The sequence below is a fragment of the Streptomyces sp. NPDC038707 genome, from assembly GCF_040636485.1.
Taxonomy (GTDB): Bacteria; Actinomycetota; Actinomycetes; order Streptomycetales; family Streptomycetaceae; genus Streptomyces.
Map to the genome: position 1 here is coordinate 219,087 of NZ_JBEZUP010000011.1, position 26,579 is coordinate 245,665.

The 26,579-nt window shown below is 71.1% G+C and carries 21 protein-coding genes and 1 pseudogene; 10 read left to right on the forward strand and 12 right to left on the reverse strand.

From position 1 onward, the window contains the following. The first annotated feature begins 23 nt into the window (after nt 1-23). The 4 genes from AB0E62_RS17980 to AB0E62_RS17995 all read left to right on the forward strand — a co-directional run bounded on the left by AB0E62_RS17980 (nt 24) and on the right by AB0E62_RS17995 (nt 4,667). A complete protein-coding gene (locus AB0E62_RS17980; protein ID WP_362193939.1) occupies nt 24-602 on the forward strand; it encodes a DUF742 domain-containing protein in 579 nt (192 codons plus the stop codon). Then, on the forward strand, nt 583-1,164 hold the full coding sequence (locus AB0E62_RS17985; RefSeq protein WP_093769009.1) for an ATP/GTP-binding protein: 582 nt from the start codon (nt 583-585) through the stop codon (nt 1,162-1,164). The genes AB0E62_RS17980 and AB0E62_RS17985 overlap by 20 nt, the downstream gene beginning before the upstream one ends. An 86-nt stretch (nt 1,165-1,250) precedes the next feature. After that, complete coding sequence (locus AB0E62_RS17990) at nt 1,251-1,535, forward strand: hypothetical protein (RefSeq protein ID WP_362193942.1); 285 nt, start codon at nt 1,251-1,253, stop codon at nt 1,533-1,535. Nucleotides 1,536-1,571: 36 nt separating this feature from the next. Beyond that, a complete protein-coding gene (locus AB0E62_RS17995) occupies nt 1,572-4,667 on the forward strand; it encodes an NACHT domain-containing protein (RefSeq protein ID WP_362193945.1) in 3,096 nt (1,031 codons plus the stop codon). Nucleotides 4,668-4,728: 61 nt separating this feature from the next. Here AB0E62_RS17995 and AB0E62_RS18000 read toward each other — a convergent pair whose 3' ends face one another. The 5 genes from AB0E62_RS18000 to AB0E62_RS18020 all read right to left on the reverse strand — a co-directional run bounded on the left by AB0E62_RS18000 (nt 4,729) and on the right by AB0E62_RS18020 (nt 11,029). Then, the gene (locus AB0E62_RS18000; protein ID WP_362193948.1) at nt 4,729-4,920 is read right to left on the reverse strand and encodes an acyl-CoA carboxylase epsilon subunit; all 192 of its coding nucleotides are present in this window, start codon (nt 4,918-4,920) and stop codon (nt 4,729-4,731) included. A gap of 21 nt (nt 4,921-4,941) precedes the next feature. After that, nucleotides 4,942-6,537 carry an acyl-CoA carboxylase subunit beta gene (locus tag AB0E62_RS18005; RefSeq protein ID WP_362193951.1) on the reverse strand — a complete coding sequence of 532 codons (1,596 nt, stop codon included), beginning with the start codon at nt 6,535-6,537 and terminating at the stop codon, nt 4,942-4,944. Nucleotides 6,538-6,691: 154 nt separating this feature from the next. Continuing rightward, nucleotides 6,692-8,992: a polysaccharide lyase 8 family protein gene (locus AB0E62_RS18010; RefSeq protein ID WP_362193954.1), complete on the reverse strand. Its 2,301-nt coding sequence runs from the start codon at nt 8,990-8,992 to the stop codon at nt 6,692-6,694. Nucleotides 8,993-9,026: 34 nt separating this feature from the next. Continuing rightward, on the reverse strand, nt 9,027-9,533 hold the full coding sequence (locus AB0E62_RS18015; RefSeq protein ID WP_362193957.1) for a hypothetical protein: 507 nt from the start codon (nt 9,531-9,533) through the stop codon (nt 9,027-9,029). A gap of 1,085 nt (nt 9,534-10,618) precedes the next feature. After that, nucleotides 10,619-11,029 carry an ATP-binding protein gene (locus AB0E62_RS18020; RefSeq protein WP_362193960.1) on the reverse strand — a complete coding sequence of 137 codons (411 nt, stop codon included), beginning with the start codon at nt 11,027-11,029 and terminating at the stop codon, nt 10,619-10,621. Between the two features lie 112 nt (nt 11,030-11,141). Here AB0E62_RS18020 and AB0E62_RS18025 point away from each other — a divergent pair, with 112 nt between their 5' ends. The 3 genes and pseudogenes from AB0E62_RS18025 (at nt 11,142) to AB0E62_RS18035 (ending at nt 13,403) form a co-directional block, all read left to right on the forward strand. Then, nucleotides 11,142-11,963: a helix-turn-helix transcriptional regulator gene (locus AB0E62_RS18025; RefSeq protein WP_362193963.1), complete on the forward strand. Its 822-nt coding sequence runs from the start codon at nt 11,142-11,144 to the stop codon at nt 11,961-11,963. Next, on the forward strand, nt 11,960-12,199 hold the full coding sequence (locus AB0E62_RS18030; protein WP_362193966.1) for a DUF397 domain-containing protein: 240 nt from the start codon (nt 11,960-11,962) through the stop codon (nt 12,197-12,199). The genes AB0E62_RS18025 and AB0E62_RS18030 overlap by 4 nt, the downstream gene beginning before the upstream one ends. 83 nt (nt 12,200-12,282) lie before the next feature. Then, nucleotides 12,283-13,403: pseudogene (locus tag AB0E62_RS18035) on the forward strand (IS630 family transposase). 71 nt (nt 13,404-13,474) lie between these two features. Here AB0E62_RS18035 and AB0E62_RS18040 read toward each other — a convergent pair. The 3 genes from AB0E62_RS18040 to AB0E62_RS18050 form a co-directional block, all read right to left on the reverse strand. Next, nucleotides 13,475-13,852: a nuclear transport factor 2 family protein gene (locus tag AB0E62_RS18040; protein WP_362193969.1), complete on the reverse strand. Its 378-nt coding sequence runs from the start codon at nt 13,850-13,852 to the stop codon at nt 13,475-13,477. An 87-nt stretch (nt 13,853-13,939) separates the two neighbouring features. Beyond that, nucleotides 13,940-15,301 (reverse strand): hypothetical protein, encoded by a 1,362-nt coding sequence (locus AB0E62_RS18045; RefSeq protein ID WP_362193972.1) that lies wholly within the window; start codon nt 15,299-15,301, stop codon nt 13,940-13,942. Nucleotides 15,302-15,353: 52 nt separating this feature from the next. After that, nucleotides 15,354-18,368, reverse strand: a complete 3,015-nt coding sequence (locus tag AB0E62_RS18050; protein ID WP_362193975.1) for a glycoside hydrolase family 3 N-terminal domain-containing protein — start codon at nt 18,366-18,368, stop codon at nt 15,354-15,356. Nucleotides 18,369-18,512: 144 nt separating this feature from the next. On the opposite strand from AB0E62_RS18050, the gene AB0E62_RS18055 reads away from it, so the two are divergent. From AB0E62_RS18055 to AB0E62_RS18065, 3 genes are all read left to right on the forward strand, one after another. Next, the gene (locus tag AB0E62_RS18055) at nt 18,513-20,378 is read left to right on the forward strand and encodes a lectin (protein ID WP_362193978.1); all 1,866 of its coding nucleotides are present in this window, start codon (nt 18,513-18,515) and stop codon (nt 20,376-20,378) included. A gap of 7 nt (nt 20,379-20,385) precedes the next feature. Then, complete coding sequence (locus tag AB0E62_RS18060) at nt 20,386-20,874, forward strand: hypothetical protein (RefSeq protein WP_362193981.1); 489 nt, start codon at nt 20,386-20,388, stop codon at nt 20,872-20,874. 93 nt (nt 20,875-20,967) lie between these two features. Then, nucleotides 20,968-21,576, forward strand: a complete 609-nt coding sequence (locus AB0E62_RS18065) for a GPP34 family phosphoprotein (RefSeq protein ID WP_362193983.1) — start codon at nt 20,968-20,970, stop codon at nt 21,574-21,576. Between the two features lie 13 nt (nt 21,577-21,589). Here the strand turns inward: AB0E62_RS18065 and cimA are convergent, their stop codons facing one another. The 4 genes from cimA to AB0E62_RS18085 form a co-directional block, all read right to left on the reverse strand. Next, a complete protein-coding gene (cimA, locus tag AB0E62_RS18070) occupies nt 21,590-23,200 on the reverse strand; it encodes a citramalate synthase (RefSeq protein WP_362193986.1) in 1,611 nt (536 codons plus the stop codon). Nucleotides 23,201-23,485: 285 nt separating this feature from the next. After that, complete coding sequence (locus AB0E62_RS18075) at nt 23,486-24,808, reverse strand: MFS transporter (protein ID WP_362193988.1); 1,323 nt, start codon at nt 24,806-24,808, stop codon at nt 23,486-23,488. Nucleotides 24,809-24,903: 95 nt separating this feature from the next. Then, nucleotides 24,904-25,509, reverse strand: a complete 606-nt coding sequence (locus tag AB0E62_RS18080) for a TetR/AcrR family transcriptional regulator (RefSeq protein ID WP_362193991.1) — start codon at nt 25,507-25,509, stop codon at nt 24,904-24,906. 24 nt (nt 25,510-25,533) lie between these two features. Beyond that, complete coding sequence (locus AB0E62_RS18085) at nt 25,534-26,574, reverse strand: agmatine deiminase family protein (RefSeq protein WP_362193994.1); 1,041 nt, start codon at nt 26,572-26,574, stop codon at nt 25,534-25,536. Nucleotides 26,575-26,579 lie beyond the last annotated feature (5 nt).

Genomic DNA, 26,579 nt, shown 5'->3' on the forward strand with positions numbered 1-26,579 from the left:
GGCGCAGTTCGGAGGAGGAGAAAGTGGCAACACCCCCAGGCGGTTCGTCTACGGGCAATTGGTCGTACGGCCCTGCACAGGGTCCGACCGACGGCTCGGCGAACCCGTACGGATTCCCCTCCACCCCCGACCACCGCCGGCCCTACACCCCGCAGGGCCCGGGCCCGTACAACCAGCCGCCGTACGACCAGCCGCAGGCGCCGCGCATCCAGCCGGTCCAGCCGCAGCGCCGTCCCGAGCCGGCCCCGGCCTCGGCGTCGAACAACCCCCTGGTGCGTCCGTACGCCATGACCGGCGGCCGGACCCGCCCGCGCTACCAGCTCGCCATCGAGGCACTGGTGCACACCACCGCCGCTCCGCACCAGATGCAGGGCCAGCTGCCCGAGCATCAGCGGATCTGCAACCTGTGCCGGGAGATCAAGTCGGTGGCCGAGATCTCGGCCCTGCTGACGATCCCCCTCGGCGTGGCCAGGATCCTCGTCGCCGACTTGGCGGAGGCGGGCCTGGTCGCCATCCATCAGCCCGGCGGCGACGAGAACGCCGGTGGCCAGCCAGACGTGACACTGCTCGAAAGGGTGCTCAGTGGACTTCGCAAGCTCTAGCGGCGGTCCTTCCCGCTCCACCACCTCCGCGAAGATCGTGGTGGCGGGCGGCTTCGGCGTGGGCAAGACCACGTTCGTCGGCGCCGTCTCGGAGATCAACCCGCTGCGCACAGAGGCCGTCATGACGTCCGCGTCGGCCGGCATCGACGACCTCACCCACACCGGAGACAAGACCACCACCACGGTGGCCATGGACTTCGGCCGCATCACCCTGGACCAGGACCTCATCCTCTACCTGTTCGGCACCCCCGGACAGGACCGCTTCTGGTTCATGTGGGACGACCTGGTCCGCGGCGCCATCGGCGCCATCGTCCTCGTCGACACCCGCCGCCTCGCCGACTGCTTCCCCGCCGTCGACTACTTCGAGAACAGCGGCCTCCCCTTCGTCATCGCCCTCAACGGCTTCGACGGACAACAGCCCTACAGCCCCGACGAAGTCCGCGAAGCACTCCAGATCGGCCCCGACACCCCCATCATCACCACCGACGCCCGCCACCGCGCCGACGCCAAGAGCGCCCTCATCACGCTCGTCGAGCACGCCCTGATGGCACGGCTGCGGTAACCCGGCCCCGCGGGCAACCGACGCGGGCTCCTGTCGCTCTTCCTTGAGGACAGGAGCCTTTGTCGTGGTACGTACGGGCGGGTCCCATGCATGTGATCGAGGTCGACGGCTGGCGCGCGCTGCTGTGGGCGGCGCTGCTGCTGGTGCCGAGCGCGCTGGTGTCCTCGGCCCTGCTGTTCCCGCTGCGGGCACGGCTGCGCGGCCCGCTGCTCCTCGGCTGGCTGACCACGTTCCTGACCGCCGTCCTGCTGCCGCTGTGGACCCCGGGTCTGCGGCTGACCTCCCTGTGGCCGGCGGTCTGCGTGGCCACGCTGTCCCTGCCGCTGGACCCGTGGCTGCGAAAGCGGGACGAGAGGCAGCGCGACGGGTGACAATGCCCCCGGCCATGTATGTCGAGGGAGCGGGCATTGAGCGCTGAGGCAGCGGCGGCGCTACGACTGGGCACGACCGTGGCGAAGACCGCGGCGCAGTTGTGGCTCGGCGGGAGGCGGCGGGAACAGGAACGGCGGCTGGACATGGCCGGGCTGATCCGGCTGCGGGTGTCCGGGCTGCGCTTCCAGCGGGGGGTGCACCGGCAGTTCGAGGAGATCGCGGACGCGGTGTACGACCGGCTGGCGCCCTTCCTGGAACGGGAGTTCCCCGGCCTGGACGAGAGCGCCCGGCAGGCCGTGATCGACGGGGTGTGCGACACGTTCGAGGCGGCGGACCTCTCCGACGAGGCGGTGCTCGCGGCGGACGTGAACCCGGCGGAGATCGTACGCAAGATCACCAGGGCGGTACGCCCGCCGGCCGGCCTCGGCGAAGCCGAAACGCGCCTGTACGAGCTGCTGTTCACCGAGTGCGTCGAGTACTACGTGCGGATCGTGCGCGGGCTGCCGGTCTTCGAGGAACGCGCGCTGACCGAACTCCTGGGCCGTACGACGTCTTTGGGCAGCGAGATCGCCCGGGTGCTGGAACGGCTCCCCGACCGCTCCCTGTTCGCCCCGGAGGGCACGGACCGGGACGGCGATTTCCGGCGCCGCTACCTGGAGCTGGTCAGCACGACGCTGGACGAGGTCGAGCTGTACCGGCGCACGTCCGACCGCGCGGGCGCGCGGGTACGGCTGTCGGTGGCGTACGTGAGCCTGCGGGCCACGGGGGACGACGGCGACCGGCGCCGCCCGGCCCGCTCGCTGCCGGTGCCGCGGTCCGACATGAGCGACTGGGAGGAGCCCGGCACCGAGAGCGCCGGCATGCGGGTGGAGTCGGCGCTCGGCGGAGCGTCCCGGGTCCTGCTGCGGGGCGAGGCGGGCTCCGGCAAGACGACGCTGCTGCGCTGGCTGGCGATCACGGCCGCGCGGGGCGCGTTCACCGGGGAACTCGCGGACTGGAACGGCCTGACACCGGTGTTCGTGAAGCTGCGCGAGTACAGCGGCCGGGAGCTGCCGAAGCCGGAGGCGATGCTGGACTCGGTGGCGGGGCAGATCACCGGGGTCATGCCGAAGGCGTGGGTGGAACGCCAACTCGTCGACGGCAGGGCCCTGTTGCTGATCGACGGCGTGGACGAACTGCTGGACGGCGAGCGACGGGGGGTCCGCGACTGGCTGCGGGGCCTGCTGACCGCGTACGGGTCGGCGCGGGTCGTCGTCACCTCCCGCCCCGCCGCCGCCCGCGCGGACTGGCTGCGCCGGGAGCGGTTCACCGCGCTCCACCTGGACCGCATGACCCCGCCCGACCTCGCGGCCTTCGTCCGGCAGTGGCACCGGGCGGTGCGCGAACTGGACGACGACCTGCCCTGCCGGGCGGACGAACTCCCGCACTACGAGCAGTCGTTGCTGACCAGCCTGAAGGACCGACCGCACCTCCAGTCCCTCGCCGGTACGCCGTTGCTGGCGGCGATGCTGTGCGCGATGCACCTCGACCGGGGCAGCCGGCTGCCCCGGGACCGCATGGAGCTGTACCGCGACGCGCTGCACACGCTGGTCCACGAGCGGGACGCGGACCGTCACGTGCCGAGCGCGGTGGACGGCCGGCTGAGCCTGAACGACAAGCTGGTGCTGCTCCGGGACCTGGCGTGGCGGCTGTCGGACAACAACCGCAGCGAGATCGGGCTCGAGCAGGCCGCGGTGCACGTGGGCCGGAAGCTGCGGGGGATGCGGCACCTGGACGAACAGGACGGCGCGCGGGTCCTGCAACAGCTCCGGGACCGCGCGGGCATCCTGCGCTCCCCCGCCGAGGGCCGCCTCGACTTCGTCCACCGGACCTTCCAGGAGTACCTGGCCGCGGAGGAGGCGGCGGAGGAGGACCGCGTCGGCAACCTGGTGGAGCGGGCGCACCTGGACCTGTGGCGCGAGACGATCATCATGACGGCGGGCCACGCGAACCGGCCTCAGCGGGAGGAGCTGCTGGGCGGCATCCTGGACCGGGCGGCGGCTGAGCCCCGGTACGCCAGGAAGCTACGGCTCTTGGCGGCGGCCTGTCAGGAGACGGTTCCGGAGGTCTCCGAGGGGCTGGCGGACCGGTTGGAGGAGGCGGTGTCGGCGTTGCTGCCGGCGCGGCGCCCTACGGATCCTCCGGCGCTGGCCGCGGTGGGGCCGAGTCTGCTGCGCAGGATGCCCCGGTCACTGGAGGAGCTGACACCGAAGGCGGCGGCGCAGACGGTACGGACCGTGGCGATGATCGGCGGCGACGCGGCGTTGGGGTTGCTGGAGGGGTATGCGGAGGACCGGCGCGACGAGGTGGTCTCGGCACTCATCGAGGCATGGTCGTATTTCGATGCGGATGCTTACGCCGATCGGGTGATGGCCAGGCTGCCGCTGAGCGGGCGCTGGGTGGAGCTGACGCACTCCGCCCAGCTACCGGCGGCGGTGCGGCTGGAGTCGCTCACCTGGTTGTGGGTCGCGTACGAACTCCAGGACCTGTCCGACCTCCCCACGCTCCCGGCGCTTCAGTCGCTGGCATGCAGAGTACGTGGCACGGCCGACCTGACCTCGTTGACGCGCTTCCCCGCGCTCGATCACATCAACCTCATCGGTACTGCCTCGCTCCGGCACCCGGAAGCACTGGCGGACCTGCCGGAGCTGCGCCACGTGCAGTTGCCGCTCACGACCTCGAACGGCATCCCCGGCCTCCCCGACCTTCCGAAGCTCTCCCTGATGGGGCTCTCAGGTGTCACAGCGGAGACACGACTGGACTTCCTGGCCCCGTACCAAGGCATCACGTATCTGTACGTGGGCGCGGACACGCGGAGCCGCCTGCCCGCACTCGCCCCACTGTCCGTGCTGCCCAGCCTGCGCAGCCTGTGGTTCTACGACTTCGACGCCCGCGATCTGCCCCGGCGGCTCGTGTCGGCCTGTCCGGGGCTCAGCGGTCTCGGTCTGTCCGGGTGCCTCGCCCCCACGGCATTCGCCGGCCTGCCGTCACGGCTGGAGTGGCTGACCGTCATCGGCTGCGAAACCGAGGAAGGCCCCATCACCAGGCGCACCAAGCTGAATCTGCCCGGCGTCAGGGTCACCATCGCCTGAACACACCACGGCCCCGCCCTCCCAAAGGAGAACGGGGTCGTGGTCAGGCGAAGCGCGGCGCTCAGTGCCAGCTGTGCGGGGCCCGGAAGCCCGGCTCGCGCTCCAGGCGGCGCCAGCCTGCCCGGGCGCGGACTCGGTGGATGGGGGCGGGGGCCGGCTGGGCCGCCGCCCGGGCCAGGAGGAGGGCCGTGATGGCGGCGACTTCCTCGGGCTCGGCGTGGCCCTTTTCGACGCGGATGTCAGGAGTACTCATGGGTGTCGGTCTCCGTGAGGGTTACTGCGGCGGGTTGCCGTGCTTGCGGGAGGGCAGGTCGGCGTGCTTGGTGTGCAGCATCGCGAGCGACTTGATCAGCACCTCGCGGGTCTCGGCTGGGTCGATGACGTCGTCCACGAGGCCGCGCTCGGCCGCGTAGTACGGGTGCATCAGCTCGGCCTTGTACTCCTTGACCATCTTCTGCCGCATGACCTCGGGGTCCTGCGCCGCGGCGATCTGCCGGCGGAAGATGACGTTGGCCGCGCCCTCCGCGCCCATCACGGCGATCTCGTTCGTCGGCCAGGCGTAGGTCAGGTCGGCGCCGATCGACTGGGAGTCCATGACGATGTAGGCACCTCCGTACGCCTTGCGCAGGATGAGCGAGATCCTCGGCACGGTCGCGTTGCAGTAGGCGTACAGCAGCTTCGCGCCGTGCCGGATAATTCCGCCGTGCTCCTGGTCGACACCGGGGAGGAACCCGGGGACGTCCAGGAAGGTGACGATCGGGATATTGAAAGCGTCACACATCTGGACGAAGCGCGCAGCTTTTTCACTCGCCTCGATGTCCAGGACGCCCGCGAGGACCTGGGGCTGGTTGGCGATGATGCCGACGACCTGGCCGTCCAGGCGGCCCAGGGCGCAGATGATGTTGCGGGCCCAGCGCTCGTGGACCTCGAGGTACTCGCCGTCGTCGACGATCTCCTCGATGACCTTGGTCATGTCGTACGGCCGGTTCCCGTCGACCGGGACCAGGTCCAGGAGGACGTCGCTGCGGCGGTCGACCGGGTCCGAGGACTCCGCGCGCGGGGGGTTCTCGCGGTTGTTCTGCGGGAGCAGGGAGAGGAGGTAGCGCACCTCGGCGATGCACGTCTCCTCGTCGTCGTAGGCGAAGTGGCACACACCGGAGGTCTCGGCGTGCACGTCGGCGCCGCCCAGGCCGTTCTGGGTGATCTCCTCGCCGGTGACGGCCTTGACCACGTCGGGGCCGGTGATGAACATCTGCGAGGTCTCGCGGACCATGAAGACGAAGTCTGTGAGGGCCGGGGAGTACGCGGCGCCGCCCGCGCACGGACCGAGCATCACCGAGATCTGCGGGATGACGCCGCTGGCCTTGGTGTTGCGCTGGAAGATGCCTCCGTAGCCGGCGAGGGCGGAGACGCCCTCCTGGATCCGGGCGCCCGCGCCGTCGTTCAGGGAGACCAGCGGCGCACCGGCCGCGATGGCCATGTCCATGATCTTGTGGATCTTGGTGGCGTGGGCCTCGCCCAGCGCGCCGCCGAAGATCCGGAAGTCGTGGGCGTAGACGAAGACCGTACGGCCCTCGACCGTGCCCCAGCCGGTGATCACACCGTCGGTGTACGGCTTCTTCGCCTCCAGGCCGAAACCGGTCGCCCGGTGCCGGCGCAGCTGCTCGACCTCCTGGAAGGACCCGGGGTCGAGGAGCAGTTCGATCCGCTCCCGTGCCGTCAGCTTGCCCTTGGCGTGCTGCGCCTCGGTCGCCTTCTCGCTCGGACCCGCCACGGCCCGCGCACGGATCTCGTGCAGCTCGGCGACCCGTCCGCGCGCGTCCGTCGGCTCGCCGGTCGGCTCACCCGTCGTCTCTTCCAAAACGGTCATGTAGCGACCTTACGAAGGACATCAAGAAAAGCGAGCCGTCGACTCTGTACAGTCTCCGGCCCGTTTTCCTGGTACGAGTGAACAGAACCAACGGGGCGTGCAGCCGTTCCGACTGGTCAGGCGGGCATCCCGTTGTAGGGAGGCCACAAACCGATCAGCTGAGAGTCACCTCACATTCATGGGTGGCACATGCCATCCCCGGAGTGACACGGAGCCTCAGACGGCGGCCCGCCGACAGCACCTCGACACCCTCGCCGGCCCGGGCGACCGCGCGCACGGGGCGGTCCCAGACCAGTTCCAGGGGGGCTCCGGTGCGCGGTGGCTCGCTGATCCGCAGGGCGGCCGTACGGCCCCGGCGCACGACGAGCACGCTCGCGCCGGCCGAGACGGTCAGTTCCCCCACCGTACCCGTCCCCCAGAAGGTGCACGCCGTCAGCCCCAGCCGGGGGACGGCGACGGCCTGGGCGGTGGTGTCGTTGGCGAGGACGGTCAGCCAGTGCCGGCCGCCCGCGCGGGCGGCGGTCTCGGCGCGGGTGGCGCCGGGCAGCAGGACGTAGGCGTAGCGGGCGTCGGCCGGGTCGGTGCCGTGGTCGAGCCAGAGGATCTGCCAGCGCCGGGTGCGCCGTTCGGGGCTGCTGGTGGTGTTGATGTCGGCCCAGGCGCCGGTGCGGTCCTCGCGCAGGGTGCGCAGCTCGCCGCCGTGGGGCAGGACCCAGCCGCCGTGGCCCTCCAGGTGGGCCCAGTTCCCTCCGCGTACGAGGGACTGGGTGCCGTTCTCGCCCAGGTTGCGGTTGTCCACGACCGTCTCCACGGGCACCCCGTCGGCGCAGGAGATCCCGGCGCCGAGGCAGACCACGGCGTCGTCGAGGAAGAACCAGGACTTGTGGGCCTCGAGGGTGGAGCCGAGGCCCTTGAGGTGCTGGCCGACGGCCGCGTACGTGCCGTCGGTGGTGCCGCCGACCCAGCGGACGGCGGGTCTGGGGGCGCCCCATTCGCCGCCGGCCCGGTCGGCGAGCCGCCGGGTGGAGACGGTGGTGCCGGGCAGCCGGTACCAGTCGACGGTGGGCCAGTACCAGTCGGTGTACTGGTCGCCGCTCCCCCGGGGCCACCAGGAGAGCATCCCGGAACCGGTGTGCCAGCCGCGCGGGTTCTCGCCGTTGCCGCATTCATAGTGGGCGATGCGGTCGCTGGCCATGGCGAGGGCGGCGGTGAAACGGAGGGTGCGGTGGACGGCGCGGTCCATGGCGGGGAACAGCCGGTGGCCGAGGGGTTCGGGGGCGGCGGGCACGGGCGAGGCGGCGACGGTGTGCAGCCGGGCGAGGTCGGCCACACCGAACTGAGCCGCCGTCAGAACCGGCACGACGGTGTCCCGTTCGATCCAGCCCTTGATCCGGCCGTACCACCGCTCCCGTTCCGCCGGGCTCGCGCCGCCGGCGAGCAGGGCGATGGCGGCGATCAGGGCCTGCCCGTGGTAGTGGTCGCCGCGCATGATGCCCTGGTCGTCGGAGCGCAAATAACCCCTGCTGATGGCGCGGCCGTTGACGCAGTCCATGACCAGTCCGTCGTGGATCAGCGGCGCGTAGGCGTGCTCGACGCTGTCCAGGACGTTCTGCCGGGCGGGGTCGGTGATCTCCCACTCCGAGCCGGCGAGCAGCGCGAACAGCCGCCCGAGGCCGTCGAGGAGGACCTGGCCGTAGGTGCCCGAGTAGGCGACCCAGGTGTGCTGGACGAAGGACCCGTCGGCGTAGAGGCCGTCGCCCTGGGTGACGTACGGGAAGACGGGCGAGAGGGCGTCGCGGGCGAGGGCGATCTTCTGCGGGCTCCGCCCGAGGATGCCGCGCAGGGCGACCGAGCGGCACAGGTCGACGCGGTTGGCGCCGGTGCTGGTGCCGGAGTAGTCGGTGAGCATCGTGTCCGGCAGGAAGTGGTCGACGGCCGCGCAGGCCGCCGCGATCCGGTCCGGGCCCGCCTGCGGGTACAGCGCGGCGGTGACGTCCATCAGTAGGCGGGGGCTGCCGATCTGCCACTCCCACCAGTTGCCGTAGCGGGTGGTGGCCGGGTTGTAGACGGTGGCGGAGAGGTGGTCGAGGCCGCGTAACACGTCCGTGAGGAGGCCGGGGTCACCGGTGACGCCGGTGCCGGTCTGGACGTACGCCTGGGTCATGGTCCACAGGCGGTTGTAGCTGAAGGTGATGCCGGACGGCGGGTCGAAGGGGTGGCCGGGCCAGAGGGTGGCCGGGCCGGGGAGCATGGCGGCCTGGAACTCCCGGGCTCTCCTGCCGAGTTGGGCGAGCCGGGAGGCGTACGGTTCGGCGGCCGGGTCGTAGCCGGTGCCGAGCGCGATGCCGAGCCAGCGCCCGCGCAGCGTCTCGTACGGGTCGGGGCCGGCCGCCCGCGCGCTCCACCCGGGGGTGGCGGCGAGGGCGGCGGCCAGCAGCAGTGCGCGTCGGGTCATGCGGAGGGGCCCGGTCACCGCCGTCGCCGCCCGGTCAGCAGCCGCCGCAGTTGTAGTAGAGGACGTCCCAGTGGTTGCCCTCGTCGGCGTAGATGTTGCCGGAGCCGGACTGGTACTGCGGGGCGCCGTCGCCGCGCAGGCCGATGTACGTGAAGGTGTTCTTGACGTACGACGTCACGCACGTGTTCTTGCCGTAGTCGAGCTTGTAGCCGTTCCAGTGGGAGTACGTGCCCGAGGCGTGGCCGGTCTCGGTGCCGCCGGTGATGTTGAGCGCGCAGCCGCTGGCGCTCTTGAGGGTCTGGGCGCCCTGGGCGGTTGCCAGGTTGAGCTGCTCGAAGGACGTACAGGTGGGGTTGTTGCGGTCGGAGCAGTTGCCGGAGGACGACCAGGTGATGCCGGACTGGCGGAACATCGAGGTGGCGGTGGCGTGGCTGATCTTGGTGACGGCGGTGGTGGCGGAGGCGTCGGGGGCGGCGCCTACGAGGGCGAGGCCGGGGGTGGCGACGAGGGCGAGGGTCGTCAGCAGCGAGCGGATCTTCATGGGGGGCCTTCCTGCGGTGGGCCGGACTTTTCTGGGGCGGCTGTGCAGGTGGTGCAGGCCAGATGGTGCCCGAGGGAGCGGGGGATGCACCAGAGGCACGAACGGGTGACTGTGTGCTCATGCGGGGGGACACCGCAGCAAGGCGGAGATTCTGCGATCAAGCAGGCGTGAGGGTGTTGGGGGGTTGAGGGGGTTGGGGGGTTGAGGGGGTTGGGGGGGTTGGGGGCGCCGCCGTGAGTGGGGGCTCCGGTGTTCGTCAGTGGCCGTTGGGCCGCTCGCTTCTTGGTCAGTGTCGGGCTTCCGCGAGGTGAGTCAAGGGCGCGTTCCGCGTCGGCTGCGCCGATGGGCCTCCGGCCCACCCTTGACACACCTCGCTCCAGCCCGGGTCAGAAGCGAGCGAGCGGCCCGAAAGAGCAGTGGCCCAGCCCGGTACCGGACCCATGGGTGGGCTGTGAGCCCCTGTTGGCAAGGGTGCGCGATCGCGTCTCGCCTGCACGCCGGGCGGGGTCGGCGGCTTGCGGAGGGTGGGTGGTGGGGTCGGCACTCGGCGGCCAGGGCCAGGGGGTGGCTAGTTATGGGCAAGCAGTCCAAAACGAGCCCCTCGGCGGCCCGCGCCCACGGTTGCATTCGAGGGGGCGGGAATGTCGGCTTGGCAGGGCTGGGGCCAGGGGGTTGGTTATGGACAGGTATTTCCAAAACTAACCCCCCGCCGTATCGGCCAGCGCCCCGGCGAGGCCCCGGCCATCGAAGGACCGGAAGGGGCACCGTGTGGCCGAGGCCTCCGAAGGGGGGCCTGTTTGACTTGCTGGTCCGCCCGCCGTGACGGCCGTCAGACGCCGAACCGGCCCGGAGTGCAGGCGAGGCGCGAACGCGTATCCCCGACCCACGATGCGAACGCAGCCGACGGTAGGGGCCAACCAAGTCCAGCCGGCCACTTTCCCCTGGCCGCCCGCTCGCTTCTTCCCCGTGCTGGAGTGAGGTGTGTCAAGGGTGGGCCGCAGGCCCATCGGCGAAGCCGACGCGCAAGCGCCCTTGACTCACCTCGCGGAAGCACGACACTGACCAAGAAGCGGGCGGCCCCACGGTCACTTCACGAGGAACTCACACCACACGATCTTTCCTGGGTTCCGCTCCCCCACGCCCCACTTGTCCGCCAGGGCGGCGACGAGAAGCAGTCCCCTGCCGTGTTCCGCGTCCACGTCCGTAGTCGGGTCCGGGCAACGGATTTCGCCGGGGCCACTGTCGTGCACCTCCACCCGTAGGGCGCCTTCCGCATGCAGCACCAGACGGAGGAGGAAACCACGGCCCGCTGGAACGCCGTGCAAAAGGGCGTTCGTCGCCAACTCGCTCACGCAGAGCAAAACATCATCGCCGCGCCGGGCCGCCGCCCAGTCGGTCAGCGTCTGCCATGCGAACTGCCGTGCGAGCCGTACCGACCTGCGGTCCCGACGGTAGAACGCCTGGCGCGTGTGGGGGTGTTGGGTTTGTGCATTCACCAGGCCACTGTCACTTTCCGTCACTACGCTGGGGCAGTGCGTGAACTCGTATTCCTGATTACTACGAGTCCACTACGACAGATCGGCGTGCATCCGGGGGAAAGGAACGGCCATGCACGTGGCACCCAGGCCCAAGAAGGTCGGTTCGTGGTACGCGGTCGGCGCGCTCGTCGCCCACTACCGCAAGAAGGCACGCCTCACCCAGGAACAGTTCGCCGAGATGGCCAACATCTCCGTCGACACAGTGAGGTCCATCGAGCAAGGGAGGCTGGCCCTACAGTCCGACCGCGCCGAGCAGTTCGATGAACTACTGGAGACAGGGGGTGCGTTGTCCGTCCTGGTGGCCAGACTGCCGGTACGGGATCGGATCGTTCAGTTCGCGCAGGGGCTGGTCGATCACGAGCAGGAGGCGGTGAGCATCCTCTCGTACCAGAGCCTGGTGGTTCCAGGACTACTCCAGACACCTGAGTACTGCCGCGCGGTGTTCGACTATCGCTACCCGGCGCTCGGGAACGAAAAGGCCGAGCAGTGGGTTCAGGCTCGCATGGATCGGCAGTTGATCTGGAAGCGGGACCGCCCACCCGTGGGGCACTTCGTTCTGGAGGAGAGCATCCTGCGGCGGCAGGTCGGCGGCCCGAACGTGATGCGGGCGCAGATCCGGCAGATCCTGGAGTACACCGAACCCACCCACATGAGCTTCCAGATCATGCCCGAGAGCCGGACGCCACATGCGTGCCTGGACGGCCCCATGGTGCTGCTGGAGACTCCCGAGTATGAGCGCCTGGTCTACCTGGAGGTTCAGCGCGCAAGTTTTCTCGTCGATGATCCCAACGAGGTCAGCGATTACCACCTCCAGTATGGAATGCTGCGGTCACAGGCCCTCCCACCCGAAAAGAGCGTGGGTCTGCTGAAGGAACTGCTAGGAGAGTCATGAACACCGCAGCGGCACTCACTTGGTTCAAGTCCAGCTACAGCGGCAGCCAGGGTGGTGACTGCCTGGAACTCGCCTATACCTGGCGCAAGTCCAGCTATAGCGGCAGTGAGGGCGGCAACTGCGTAGAGGTGGCCTCCCACCCCGCCGCCATCCACATCCGCGACTCCAAGACCCCCACCGGCCCCGTCCTCAACCTCTCCCCCACCACCTGGAACAACTTCCTCAAGGGCATCTAGTGCTGTGACCGTGAAGGTTCGCCGGGTTGGTGGTCGCGACGGTTGGATGTGCGGTGAGGTCCGATCCGATCGCTGGAGGCGCGGTGGCTGAGCCTGTCCGTGTACGCAGACTGACCGACCAGGAGGGGCAGAAGCTGCAGCAGATCGTGCGCCGGGGTAGCACGAGTTCGGTACGCTACCGGCGCGCGATGATGCTGCTCGCCTCGGCGGGTGGGAACCGGGTGCCGGTGATCGCCCAGCTGGTCCAGGCCGACGAGGACACCGTGCGCGATGTGATCCACCGCTTCAACGAGATCGGCCTGGCCTGCCTGGACCCTCAGTGGGCGGGAGGCCGTCCCCGCCTGCTCAAGCCTGACGACGAGGACTTCGTCATCCGGACGGCCACCACTCGCCCCAACAAGCTCGGCCAGCCCTTCACCCGCTGGTCGATCCGCAAACTCGCCGCCTACCTACGGAAAGTACACGGACGGATCATCCGCATCGGCCGTGAAGCCTTACGGTGCCTGCTCCGGCGCCGCGGCATCACCTTCCAGCGCACCAAGACCTGGAAGGAGTCACCCGACCCTGATCGCGATGCCAAGCTCGACCGGATCGAGCAGGTGCTGGACGCTTCCCGAACCGGGTCTTCGCCTTCGACGAGTTCGGTCCCCTGGGGATCCGGCCCACCGCGGGCTCCTGCTGGGCGAAGCAGGGCAAGCCCAACCGGCTGCCGGCGACCTACCGCCGCACCCACGGCGTCACCTACTTCCACGGCTGCTACTCCGTGGGCGACGACCGCCTGTGGGGCGTCAACCGCCGCCGCAAGGGCACCGCCAACACCCTGGCCGCGCTCAAGTCGATCCGCGCCGGCCGCCCCGACGGCGCCCCGATCTACATCATCCTGGACAACCTCTCCGCCCACACCGGCGCGGACATCCGCCGCTGGGCGAAGAAGAACAAGGTCGAACTGTGCTTCACCCCGACCTACGCCTCCTGGGCCAACCCGATCGAGGCACACTTCGGCCCGCTGCGGCAGTTCACCCTGGCCAACTCCCACTACCGCAGCCACCCCGCGCAAACCCAGGCACTGCACCGCTACCTGCGCTGGCGCAACACCAACGCCCGCCACCCCAACGTACTCGCCGCCCAACGCAAGGAACGCGCCCGCATCCGCAGCGAAAAGGGCATCCGCTGGGGCGGACGCCCCCTCAACACCGCAGCCTGACCAACCGCGAACCGCAGCTCCCGAACGCCGAAGGGGCAAGTTCAGGAGAAGGACAGCGACAGAAGGATGACTCAGGAGGCGAACGGCTCGATCTCCCCCGCGAAGACGATGATCTGGTCGATGAGGCTCCGTCGCAGATGGACGACGTCCGTTCCCGCCAGGCGGGGGCCTCCATCAGGCGTGGTGAAGACCCACTGGTACCGGGCCCATTCGTCAGGCATGTCCACCGCTGAGCAGCGCACCATCGTGCCGGTCCCCGCCGGGTGGCGCCGGATGTCCAGCACGAACCGCTCGACCGCCGCGATTCCTTCGCTGCGACCCAACGGTCCCCAGAAGACCACGTCTGAGGTCAGGGCCTGGGAGAGCAGGGCAGTCACATAGCTGTCGTCCGAGGCGCTGAACGCGGAGATGAACGTGTCGATCGCGGAGCGTGCGGTCTCTTCCTGCATGCCCCAGTAATACCAGCCGTTTCGCGTGCGCTCGTCCCGCGAGCCGCCTTCCGATCACGGTGAACCATCCCGGTCACAGCACTAGCCTCAGAAGTTGCCCCCGCCGAAGTCCCCGCCACCGCCCCCGTCGAAGCCGCCCCCGTCACCGAACCCGCCCCCGAAGTCCCCGGGGTCGAAGTCGGTGCCGGACACGTCTCCGCCCTCGTAGCCGCCGCCGTAACCGGCCTGATCACCGAAGTCGCCGTACCCGGCTCCGTAGTCGGCGGCGTACGTGGGCGTCGCCATCATGCCGCCCAGCATGGTGCCGACGAGGAGGCCGGGCAGCAGGCCGCCGCCGAAGTAGCCGCCTGCCCAGGGGCCGTAGGCGGGGCCCGCGTCCCAGTAGGGGCGGCGGCCGTAGTCGGTGTCGACCTCGCGGATCACGGGGTCGCGGCCGTCGGCCAGACGGGTGGCGTCCGCCGCGCAGACGGGGACCTGGCGCGGGGCGCCGCCGGGCGGGGTCCAGGTGGCGTCGGAGACCGAGGGACCGTGGCGGGGGTCGAAGAAGCACGGGGGACGGCGCTCGGGCAGCGGGCGGCCTTCGCGGCGGGCGGCCAGGCTGGCCAGGGAGAAGCGCCCGTTCTCCAGTGCCTCGGTGACCCCGCGGACGTCCTCGGGGCGCTCCGCCATGGCCATGCGCTGTTTCGCGGTGTCGTAGGCGTCGAGCGCGTGCTCGTAGTCGGCGCGCATGGCGTCGTCGGCGCCGGGGGCCGCGGGCTGGAAGTCGAGGCGGTCGAGTTCCTCGCCGAACGCGGTGATGTCCTCGTCCACGACCACCCGCAGCCGGTCGAGCGCGGCCCGCTGCTCCTGCTCGCGGCGGCGGCGGTTGCGCCGGACGAGGGTGTACGCGCCCGCGCCGGCGATCACGAGGACCGCCGCCGTCGTGATCAGGGCCGTGCCCGAGACTCCGTCGCCCGTGCCGCCCCAGCCCTTGGGGGCGTGGCCGCGCATGTTGAGCAGGGCGCGGTCGGTGAAGTCGGTCAGCTGGGCCGTGGTGTCCTCGCCCTGGACGCTGCGGACGAGGTTCTGCCGGGCCGTGGGGGACATGACGGAGGAGTCGGCCCGGGCGTCGAAGCGGTCGCCGAGGCGGACGCCGTACAGGCCGGTGATGCCGGTCGCCGCGCGCAGGTCGGTGAAGAGGCCCGCGGTGGGGTACCCGGCCGGAAGGACCGCGATGAACAGGGGTCTGTCCGCGCGTTTGATCCGGGCGGCGAGCGCCTCGGCGGTACCGGCGGGGAGCTGGTCCCGGGCCGCCGGGTCGACGTAGACGGGGCTCTTGCGCAGGGCCTGGGCGATCGTGGAGACGCTGGTCTCCGCGCTCGCCGGCGGTGCGTACAGGGTCGCCAGCACCAGGGTGAGGGCGGCCAGCAGCAGGGCGGGGAGGCTTCGGGTCCGCGGAACGGCCTTCATACCTAAAAATTACCCGAAACCTCCCCAAAGCGGTTGGCCGCCCGCTGTCCGGTCAGGCGGCCCGGTACGCCTCCGCCAGCTTCTCCACCGCCTTTCCGTACCGGCCGGTCAGCAGCAGGTGGTCCGCGTCGGCGAAGGGCTTGGACACCGCCTGGGTGAGGTGGCCGGCCGCCTTCTGCTGGACCAGGAGGCGGGCCCGGGTGACCAGGGCGCGGCCGGTCCGCGAGTCCCCGTGGCGTTCGGCCGCCGTGGCCCGGGCCGCCAGGGCGCGCAGGGTCGCCGTGCCGCCGTGCGGGGGCTCGGCGAGGGTGGTCAGGCCCCAGCCGTACGGGAACTGCGGGTCGTACGCCGTGTCACCGACGTTGAGCGGGAGCTGCGCCTCGGACTTCGGCCAGCTGACCGGGAGCTGTCCGGTGAAGGGGCGCTTGCCGTAGAGCACGTCCGCGACGCCGTCGCCCTCCGTGCCGGGGAGCCAGGAGGCCACCAGGGCGTCGATCTCGCCCAGGCGGTCCCCGATGAGCTGGGGGCGGCCGGAGACGATCAGTACCGCGCACTTCATGGCCGCGCAGACCTTGTCCACGGCGGCCCGGTCGGCGGCGGACAGCGTGAGGTCGTGGCCGTTGTTGCCGACGTCGCCGACGCCCTCGGCGTACGGGGTCTCGCCGACGACGACCACGCCCACGTCGTGTCCGGCGGTCGGGGCCGAGGCGTCCTTGGAGTAGGTGACCTGGCCGCCCGCCTTGCGCAGGCCCTGGAGGACGGTGGTGCCGGGGACGATGTTTCCGGAGGAGCCCTGCCAGGTGAGGGTCCAGCCGCCGGTCTGGTTGCCGATGTCGTCGGCGTTGGAACCGGCGACGTACACCTTCTGGGTCTTCTTCAGCGGCAGGAGCCCGCCCTTGTTCTTCAGGAGCACCTGCGACTCGGCGGCGGCCCGGCGGGCGACCTTGCGGTGCTCGGGGGAGCCGATGGCGGCCGCGTGGGAGGTGTCGGCGTAGGGGTGCTCGAAGAGGCCGAGCTCGAACTTCTCGGTGAGGATGCGGGAGACCGCGTCGTCGATCCGCTTGCCCGTGACCCGGCCCGCCTTCGCCTCGTCGGCGAGCGTGGTGCTGAACTCCTTGTACGAGTACGGCACCATCATCATGTCCACGCCGGCGTTCACCGCCGTGCGGACCCGGGTGGGCAGGTCGCCGGGGAGCTGGTCGGCGGCGTTGTAGTCGCTGATCACGAAGCCGTCGAAGCCCATCCGCCCCTTGAGCACGCCGTTGATCATGTCGCCGCGGGCGTGCATCTTCACCGCGCCCTTGCCGTCGCCGATGTCCAGCGAGGAGTACGACGGCATGACCGTGCCGACGCCCCGGTCCACGGCCTCCTGGTACGGCGCGAGGTGGATGTCCTCGAGCTGCTCGCGGGTGACCGTGGTGACGCCCTGGTCGATGGTGTACGTGCCGGTGGTGGAGGAGCCGTACGCGGTGCCGCCGTCGGCGACGAAGTGCTTGGCCGTGGCCAGTACCTTGTCGTCGCGGCTCAGGTCCCTGCCGTCGGCACGGCCCTGGAGGCCCTGGATCACCGTCTCCATGGACTCCACGAGGGCCGGGTCCTCGCCGTAGGACTCGTAGGCGCGGCCCCAGCGTTCGTCGCGGCTCACGCACAGGCAGGGCGCGAAGTCCCAGGGGACGCCGGTCGCGCGGACCTCGGCGGCCGTCACCGCGCCGGTTTCGTAGGCGAGTCGGGGATCGCGGGAGGCGCCGATGCCGATGTTGTGCGGCAGGACCGTGGCGCCGGAGAGGTTGTTGTGGCCGTGGACCGCGTCGACGCCGTAGATCAGCGGGATCTGGTAGCGGGTGGCCTGGGTGCGCAACTGGAAGGCGTCGATCATCTTCGCCCAGGCTTCGGGAGTGTTGGGCGTGGGTGTGGAGCCGCCGCCGGACAGCAGTGAGCCGAGGGCGTAGGCGGTGACGTCGGCGCCCTGGCCGACGGCGCCGCGCTCGGCCTGGGTCATCTGGCCGGCCTTCTCCGCCAGGGACATGCGGCCGAGCAGGTCCGCGACCCGCTTGCGGATCGGCAGCCTGGCGTTCAGGTACGGCAGCCCGTGCGCGTCGATCACGACCTGCGGGGCCTCGGCGGGGGCCTTGGCGCCGGTGACCGTGAGCTTCAGGGGGACGGTCTCGGCGGGTTCGGCCGTGCGGTCGCGGCGGGTGGGCACCTCGATGGTGCGGGTGGCGCCGGAGGCGGTGCCGGCCGGAAAGGTGAGGGTGCCGGAGACGGGGGTGTAGTCGGCGCCGGCGGCCGCGGTGCCGCCGGCCGTGGTGTAGGTGACGGTCACGGGGTCGGTGAGGGGTGCCTCGCCGGTGGTGGCGACCGACACCTTCACCTTCGCCGTGCCGCCCTCCTTGACGGGGTGGACGGGCGCGTCGGTGGTGACGGAGGCGCGCAGGGCCGGGTCCGCCGTGCCGTACAGCTCCACGCCGTCCAGGGCGAAGTCGCCCTTGGCGCCGGGCGGGAGGGTGACGGAGTAGCCCCACATCTCCGTCAGGCCGAGGACGTGGTCGATGCCGCCGACGGGCTGGTAGTCGGTGCGGTAGGCGAAGTCGGCGAAGGGGAGTTCGACCTGTTTCCAGCCGGTGAAGTCGTCGGTGAAGGAGGCCGTCCAGAGTTCGGAGGCCTCGCCGTGGGCGCCGCCGTCCTTGATCTCGACGGTGATCTTCCGGCCGTTGTTCCGGCCGTCCCACCACAAGCGCAGGCCCCGGTGGGCGGACCAGTCGTGGGCGGGGGCGGTGGCGGCGTAGTCGTGGGTGAAGCCGCCGTAGCCGCTGATGTCGTAGGTGCCGGTCAGGACCTTGGCGCCCTCGGGGGCGTCGGCGCGGTCGGCCAGCCGGAGCGCGGGCGGGTCGTCGGAGTCGCCGCCCCAGGTGAAGATGCCCTCGGCGGGCTGCTGGGCGAAGGGCACCTCGCCCTCGAAGCGGTCGACGGCGGTGGGGGGCGGCTCCTCGGCGGCGCGGGCGGTGGCCGCCCAGGGCAGCAGACCGGCGAGGAGCGCGGCGGAGGCGAGCAGGGCGGTTCTTCGCATAGACCTTCCCTTGACTCTCACGGTTCACTCATGGACTCTCGTGGTTCACTCATGGCTTAGCTCACGCCGTGAGTTAACTAGGGCCTCACACGCCCGTCAAGACGACCCGTCAGCCCTCCCCACACCGCAGAAAGGGCGACGCACATGAGGAGAACCCCCCGCGCGGTCCGGCTGCTGCTGGCCGGACTGCTCTCCGCCGCCGGGTACGGCGTGGCCGCCGTCCCCGCGCACGCGGCCGGTGAGCAGGTCACCGCCTGGCTCACCACCACCGACGACGCCGCCGGCCGGCACGTCGTACGCGGCCTGCAGCCGCAGACCCCGTTCGCCTTCCAGTCCGGCACGGGCGGGAGCGGCGAGAACATCACCGTGGACGAGAACACCCGCTACCAGACCTTCACCGGCGGCGGGGCGTCCTTCACGGACACCGCCGCCTGGCTGATGAACAGCAGCGGGGCGCTGACGCCGGCGGCCCGGGACGCGGCCATGCGCAAGCTGTTCTCGCCGGCGGACGGCATCGGGCTGTCGTTCCTGCGCAACCCGATGGGCGCCTCCGACCTGGCCCGCTACGGCTACACCTACGACGACGTGCCCGCCGGGCAGAGCGACCCGTCGCTGGCGAAGTTCTCCATAGCGCACGACCTGGCGGACGTCGTACCGCTGACGAAGCAGGCGCTCCAGCTGAACCCGTCCCTGACCGTGATGGCCTCGCCGTGGACGGCACCGGCCTGGATGAAGGACAGCGGCTCCCTCAACGGCGGCTGGCTGAAGGCCGAGGACTACGGCGCGTACGCCTCGTACTTCGTGAAGTACCTCCAGGCGTACAAGGACCAGGGGATCGACGTCTCCTACGTCACCGCGCAGAACGAGCCCACCTGCTGTTCCGGCTATCCGTCGATGAGCTGGAACGCGAGCGGGCTCGCCTACTTCACGAAGAACGAGCTGCTGCCCAAGCTCCAGGCGGCGGGGCTGGGCACCAAGGTGCTGGCGCACGACTGGAACTGGGACGTGTACGACTCCTACGCCGCGCAGACCGTGGACGACCCGGCCGTGCGCAGCCACCCCAACTTCGGCGGGATCGCCTGGCACGGCTACGGCGGTGACGTCGCCAAGCAGACGGCCGTGCACAACCAGTACCCGGCGCTGGACGCCTTCGGCACCGAGCACTCCGGCGGCACCTGGATCGCGAACCAGCAGCGCGAGGACATGTCCGACATCATCAACTACACGCGCAACTGGGCGAAGTCGGTGACCAAGTGGTCGCTGGCCGTCGACCAGGACATGGGTCCGCACAACGGCGGGTGCGGCACCTGCACCGGGCTGGTCACCGTGCACCACGGGGACGGCGCGAGCGGCACCGTGGACTACACCGTCGAGTACTACGACATGGGCCACCTGACCAAGTTCGTCCGCCCCGGCGCCCAGCGGATCGCCTCCACCGCGTCCACCGCCGTGCCGAACGTGGCCTGGCGCAACCCGGACGGGAGCAAGGCGCTGATCGCGTACAACGACTCCGCCTCGGCGCGGACGGTCACCGTCAACTGGGGCTCCCAGCACGCCACTTACTCGCTGCCGGGGAAGACCTCGGCCACCTTCACCTGGTCCGGGACCCAGTCCGGGGGCGGCGCGCGGACCGGGGCCTTCGTGGGACTGGCCGGCAAGTGCCTGGACGTGGCGGGCGGTTCGACCGCCAACGGTACGGCGGTGCAGCTCTACGACTGCAACGGCAGCGCCGCCCAGCAGTGGACCGTCCAGGCCGACGGGTCGGTCCGGGCGCTCGGCAAGTGCCTGGACGTGACCTCGGGTGCGACGGCGGACGGCGCCAAGGTCCAGTTGTACGACTGCAACGGAACCGATGCCCAACGGTGGTCGTACGACGCGGCCACCGGTGATGTGGTGAACACGGCGGCCGACAAGTGCCTGGACGTCACCGACAACTCGTCGGCGAACGGGGCCCGGGCCCAGATCTGGTCGTGCACCGGGGCCGCCAACCAGAAGTGGGCACTGCGTTAGGCGGGACATGCGACACACGGGGGCCGTGGCGGCCGGGATCGTCGCCGGGGTGCTGCTGCTGAGCGGCTGTTCGGCCCTCGACCTGCCGCTCGCGGGGGTGCGGGCCGCGCCGGACGGGACGCCGTACGCGGTGTTCCGTCCGTGCGGCGACGACGGCTACCAGAACCCGTACCTGGACGGGCGGCCGCTCGGTGGCGAGGACGGGCCCGTCACCACGGGCTGGGACGTGGAGAAGGAGGGGCTGCGCGGCGACGCCGACTTCCCCCTCTTCGCCCCGCCCGCCGGCTGGGACGCCCGGCACCGGGGCCCGCGGCGGCTGCTGCCCCGGCACCTCTACCTCCTGAGGTTCGGGCAGTACAGCGGCGGCGACTCCCAGAACGGGACGGTCGAGTTCACCACCGAACAGGTGGGGCGGCTGAGGCCGGGGCAGGTGTGGGCCGACGGGCGGGTGATGAGCGGACGGGAATTCGAGGAGCTGGCCTCGGACTCGTGCTGACCGCGTGGACGGTACGCCGCAACCGGGACTCGCGGCGGGCCGTGCCGGTGTGCCGTGCTGCGGATCGGGCGGGGGCGGACCAAGGTGGAGGGCATGACCACACCGCAGGATCTTTTCCTCGTCAGCCTGGACGTCCCCGGTGAGTATCCCGTGGAGCAGGGCGATCTGTCGCTGGCGCTGGCCGGGGCCGAGCTGATCGACCTGCTCGGCGCGCGGGCGCTCACCCTGGACGGCGAGCGCGTCGTGCCGGGGCCGCTGCTGACCACCGGTGACCGGATGCTGGACGAGGCCGGGACGCGGCTCCGGCGCGAGGAGCCGTACGAGACGGTCGCGGACTGGCTGTGGCGGCGCGGCGAGGGGCTGGCCGTGGCCTACCACGACGAGCTGGAGGCGGCGGGGCAGCTCACCGGGGAGCGGCGCCACCGCTGGCTGCCCCGGCGGAGCGGGGAGGCCGCGGCGCCGGCCGACACCGGCGCCCGGCGCCACGCCACCGACCGCTGGGAGTCCCGCGATCCGGTACTCACCGGGCTCGCGGCCCCCCTCGGCATCGGCGCCGACCGCCCGGCCCGGGAGGCACCCGAGGACGAGGCGGTCGTCACCGTGCTGGTCGCGGTCGGCGACGCGGTGACCGAACTGCAGGCCGTGCGCGAACGCCGCCGCATCGAGAACGTGGCGTTCGACAACATCTGGCGGGCGCCGTGAGCGCCCGTCGGAGCTACTGGGCCGGGTCCACGCCCGCGCGCAGCAGACCGTAGGTGTAGGCGTCCTCCAGGGCCTGCCAGGACGCGGCGATGACGTTCTCCGCGACGCCGACCGTGGCCCACTCGCCGGATCCGTCGGAGGTGGAGATCAGCACGCGGGTGGTGGAGGAGGTGCCGTGCTTGCCCTCCAGGATGCGGACCTTGTAGTCGACCAGCTCCAGCTTGGCCAGCTGCGGGTAGATCCGCTCCAGCGCCACCCTCAGGGCCCGGTCCAGGGCGTTGACCGGGCCGTTGCCCTCGGCGGTGGCGACGATCCGCTCGCTCTTGGCCCACAGCTTGACGGTGGCCTCGTTGGCGTGGGTGCCGTCGGGGCGGTCCTCCACGATGGCGCGCCAGGACTCCACGTCGAAGTACTTCAGCGGCTTGCCCTGGACCTCGGCGCGCAGCAGGAGTTCGAAGGACGCGTCGGCGGCCTCGTAGGTGTAGCCCTTGAGTTCGCGTTCCTTCACGCGCTCGACCACGCGCCCGACCAGCTCCCGGTCGCCGCCCAGGTCGATTCCGAGCTCCCTGCCCTTGAGCTCGACGGAGGCGCGGCCCGCCATGTCGGAGACCAGCATGCGCATGGTGTTGCCGACCAGCTCGGGGTCGATGTGCTGGTACAGGTCGGGGTCGACCTTGATGGCGGAGGCGTGCAGCCCGGCCTTGTGCGCGAACGCCGACACGCCCACGTACGGCTGGTGCGTGGACGGGGTGAGGTTGACGACCTCGGCGATGGCGTGGGAGATGCGGGTCGTCTCGCGCAGCCGGCCCTCGGGGAGCACCTTCTTGCCGTACTTCAGTTCCAGGGCCGCGACCACCGGGAACAGGTTGGCGTTGCCGACGCGCTCGCCGTAGCCGTTGGCCGTGCACTGCACATGGGTGGCGCCCGCGTCCACGGCGGCCAGCGTGTTGGCGACCGCGCAGCCGGTGTCGTCCTGGGCGTGGATGCCGAGCCGGGCGCCGGTGTCGGCGAGGACGGTGGAGACGACCGCGTGCACCTGGGCGGGCAGCATGCCGCCGTTGGTGTCGCACAGGACGACGACGTCGGCGCCGGCCCCGGCGGCGGTGCGGACGACGGCCTTGGCGTAGTCGGGATTGGCGCGGTAGCCGTCGAAGAAGTGCTCGCAGTCCACGAAGACCCGGCGGCCCTGGCCCTTCAGGTACGAGACGGTGTCCCGGACCATCTCCAGGTTCTCGTCCAGGGTGGTGCGCAGCGCCAGCTCCACGTGCCGGTCGTGCGCCTTGGCGACCAGCGTGATCACCGGGGCGCCGGACTCCAGCAGCGCCTTGACCTGCGGGTCCTCGGCGGCCGTGGTGCCGGCGCGGCGGGTGGCGCCGAAGGCGACCAGCTGGGCGTGGCGGAAGACGACCTCCTGGCGGGCGCGGGCGAAGAACTCGGTGTCCCGGGGGTTCGCGCCGGGCCAGCCGCCCTCGATGAAGCCCACGCCGAAGTCGTCCAGGTGCCGGGCGATCGCGAGCTTGTCCGCGACGGTGAGGTTGATTCCCTCGCGCTGCGCTCCGTCGCGCAGCGTGGTGTCGAAGACGTGGAACGAGTCGTCGAGCTCGCTGGTTGCCGTCTCGGTCATGGTCTCAAGGCTCCTGTTATGGATCTTCGGTCTTACCGGAATGACCGGCTCCACCATCCCCCCAATCCTCCCGCGCGCTCCGTTCCCGGCTGAAGGTGGGCCGGAAAACGAAAAAACCCCTCGCGGGTGCGAGAGGTCTGCGCGCGGGTCGGGAACGACGATGGCCACCCGCACCTGGTCGTACGAGGTGGTCACTGCGGACCGGCGCGCCTGCTGCCAATAATCATGGCGAACGAGAGCACGGGGGCAGTCTGGCACAGCCCCGCCCCCGGCTCGCCCACCGTCTCAGGATGCGGTCGTCAGGCTGGACTCCCCGTCGCCCGCGCCGGTTCCCTCGCCGGCCTTCACCCGGGCCAGGTCTAGGTCCTTCGTCTCGCGCATGGTGACGTACACCACGAGGGAGACGGCGGCGCAGGCGGCCACGTACCAGTAGAAGCCGGACTCCATGCCGCCCTTCTTGAACCACAGGGCGACGTACTCGGCGGTGCCGCCGAAGAGGGCGTTGGCGATGGCGTACGGCAGGGCCACGCCGAGCGCGCGGATGCCGGTGGGGAACAGCTCGGCCTTCACGCAGGCGTTGATCGAGGTGTAGCCGGTGACCACGACCAGCGCGAGCAGGGCGAGGCCGAGGGCGGGCCAGTAGCCGCCCGCGTGCCTGAGCAGCGTCATGATCGGCACGGTCAGGAAGGTGGAGCCGACGGCGAAGGTGATCAGCAGCGGGCGGCGGCCGATGCGGTCGGACAGGGCGCCGGCGAGCGGCTGGAGGCAGGCGAAGACGATCAGCGCGGTGAAGGAGACCAGGGTCGCCGTCTGCTTGGACAGGCCCGCCGAGTTGGACAGGTACTTGGTCAGGTAGGTGGTGTACGTGTAGTAGGCCACCGTGCCGCCCATGGTGAGGGCGATGACCAGGAACGCCTCCCGCTTGTGCCGCCACAGGGCGCGCAGGGTGCCGCGCTCGGCGCTGTGCGAGGTGTCCTCCGCGTACACCTCGGTCTCCAGCATGGAGCGGCGCAGGTAGAAGATGACGGCGGCGCCGAGCGCGCCCACGACGAACGGGATGCGCCAGCCGTAGCTGTGCAGGGCGTCGTCGGACATGGTGCGCTGCAGGATGATCTGGAGGCCGAGGCCCACGATCTGGCCGGCCGTCATCGACACGTACTGGAAGCTGGAGGCGAAGCCGCGCCGGGCCGGGTCGGACGCCTCGGTGAGATAGGTGGCGCTGGCCGCGTACTCGCCGCCCACGGACAGGCCCTGGAGCAGGCGGGCGACGAGCAGGACGAGCGCGCCGCCGTAGCCGGCGACGGAGTAGGTGGGGGCCACCGCGATGAGGACCGCCGAGGCCGACATCAGGGTGACGGTCAGGGTGAGGGCCGCCTTGCGGCCCTTGCGGTCGCCGACCCGGCCCAGCAGCCAGCCGCCCACCGGGCGCATGAAGAAGCCGACGGCGAAGATGCCGGCGGTGTTCATCAACTGCGCGGTGGGATTGCCGCTCGGGAAGAACGCGCCGGCGAAATACGTGGCGAAGCTCGCGTACACGAACCAGTCGAACCACTCGACCATGTTCCCCGCCGAGCCGACCCAGATCTTCTTCCAGTGTTGACGTCCCATGGGCCGGTACATGCCCCGCGGCAGAGCCGACGATTCCTCTGCCGCGCTCCGAAGGGGCGCGGGGAACTGCGCGACCAGCCACGACGGCGCCGCGGCTACACGACGAGCAACGCGTCCTCGAAGAACTCCCGCACATGCCGAAGCACCTGCGAGCGATCGGTCCCCCGCAACCCGATGGCCACATGGATCGAGAACCCGTCGAGCAGCGCACGCGTCCTCGTGGCGAAGCGGTCCGCGTCCACCCCCCGGAACTCCCCCCGCGACACCCCCTCCGCGATCAGCGCGACCAGGTCCCGGTGCCAGGCGCCCTCGATCGCGGCCTGCCGGGCCCGCGCGTCCTCGTCGGCGTTCTGCGAGCGGTTCCAGACCTCCAGCCAGAGCGTCCAGTGCGGGTCCCGGTGCCCCTCGGGGACGTACAGGTCGACGTACGCCTCCAGCCGCTCCCGCGCGGCCCCGGGACCGGTGAGCAGCCGGGCCCGCTCCGCGCCGAGCCGGCCCTCGCTCCACTCCAGGGTCTGGAGCAGCAGCTCGTCCTTGGAGCGGAAGTAGTACAGCAGGTGGCCGCTGCTCATCCCGACCTCACGGCCGAGCCCCGCCATGGTGAGCTTCTCCAGACCGCGCTCGGCGATCATGCCCATGGCGGCGGCGAGGACCTCCTCGCGCGGCGGCGCGTTCCGTCGCGCCCGGCCCGCACCGGCCATCTGCTGCTCCTGCTCCTGTGGGGGTCAGACCTTCGGCTGCTGCTGGGTGATGCAGTGGATGCCACCGCCACCGGAGAAGATCGTACGGGCGTCCACCAGGGTCACCGTGCGCTCGGGGAACAGGCGGCGGAAGATCCCGGCGGCGATCTCGTCGCGCGGGTCCTCGAACCCGCACAGGACCAGGCCGCCGTTGCAGATGTAGTGGTTGATGTAGGAGTAGTCGGCCCAGTGGCCGTCGGCCTCCAGGACGGTCGGCGCGGGCACCTCGACCACCTCCAGGGCGCGGCCCCGGGCGTCGGTCGCCGACCGCAGCAGGCCGATGACCTCCTTGGTGACCTCGTGGTCGGGGTGGGCGGGGTCGGGCTGGTGGTGGGCGACGACCACGCCGGGGCGGGCGAAGGCGGCGACGATGTCGACGTGGCCGAGGGTGCCGAAGCCGTGCGGGGGGTAGTCGCCGGTCAGGCCGCGCGGCAGCCAGATCGCCTTCTCGGTGCCGAGGTGGGCGTGGATCTCCGCCTCCACCTCCGCCCTGGACCAGTGCGGGTTGCGCTCGGGGCCGAGCTGCACGGTCTCGGTGAGCAGGACGGTGCCCTCGCCGTCGACGTGGATCGCGCCGCCCTCGTTGACCAGCTTCGAGGCGTACGTCTTGGCGTCCGTGAGCCCGGCGACGTACGCGCCGATCTTTGAGTCGTGCTCCCAGCGGGCCCAGTGCTGGGCGCCCCAGCCGTTGAAGGTCCAGTCGACGGCGGCCAGGCCGCCCTTGCCGTCGGTGAGGAAGGTGGGGCCGATGTCCCGCATCCAGGCGTCGTCCAGCTCGCGCTCGACGGTGTCGATGCCGGGGCCGAGCAGTTGCCGGGCCTCGGCCGACTGGCCGGGGCCGCAGACGACCGTCACCGGTTCGAAGCGGCGGATCGCGCGGGCGACGGACGCCCAGGCGGTGCGGGCGGCGGCCAGGTCGGCCGGGTCGTCGAAGGTGGGGTTGGGGCCCGGCCACGCCATCCAGGTGCGCTCGTGCGGGGCCCACTCGGCGGGCATGCGGAAGCCGTCGGCGGCGGGGGTGCTCATGCGAG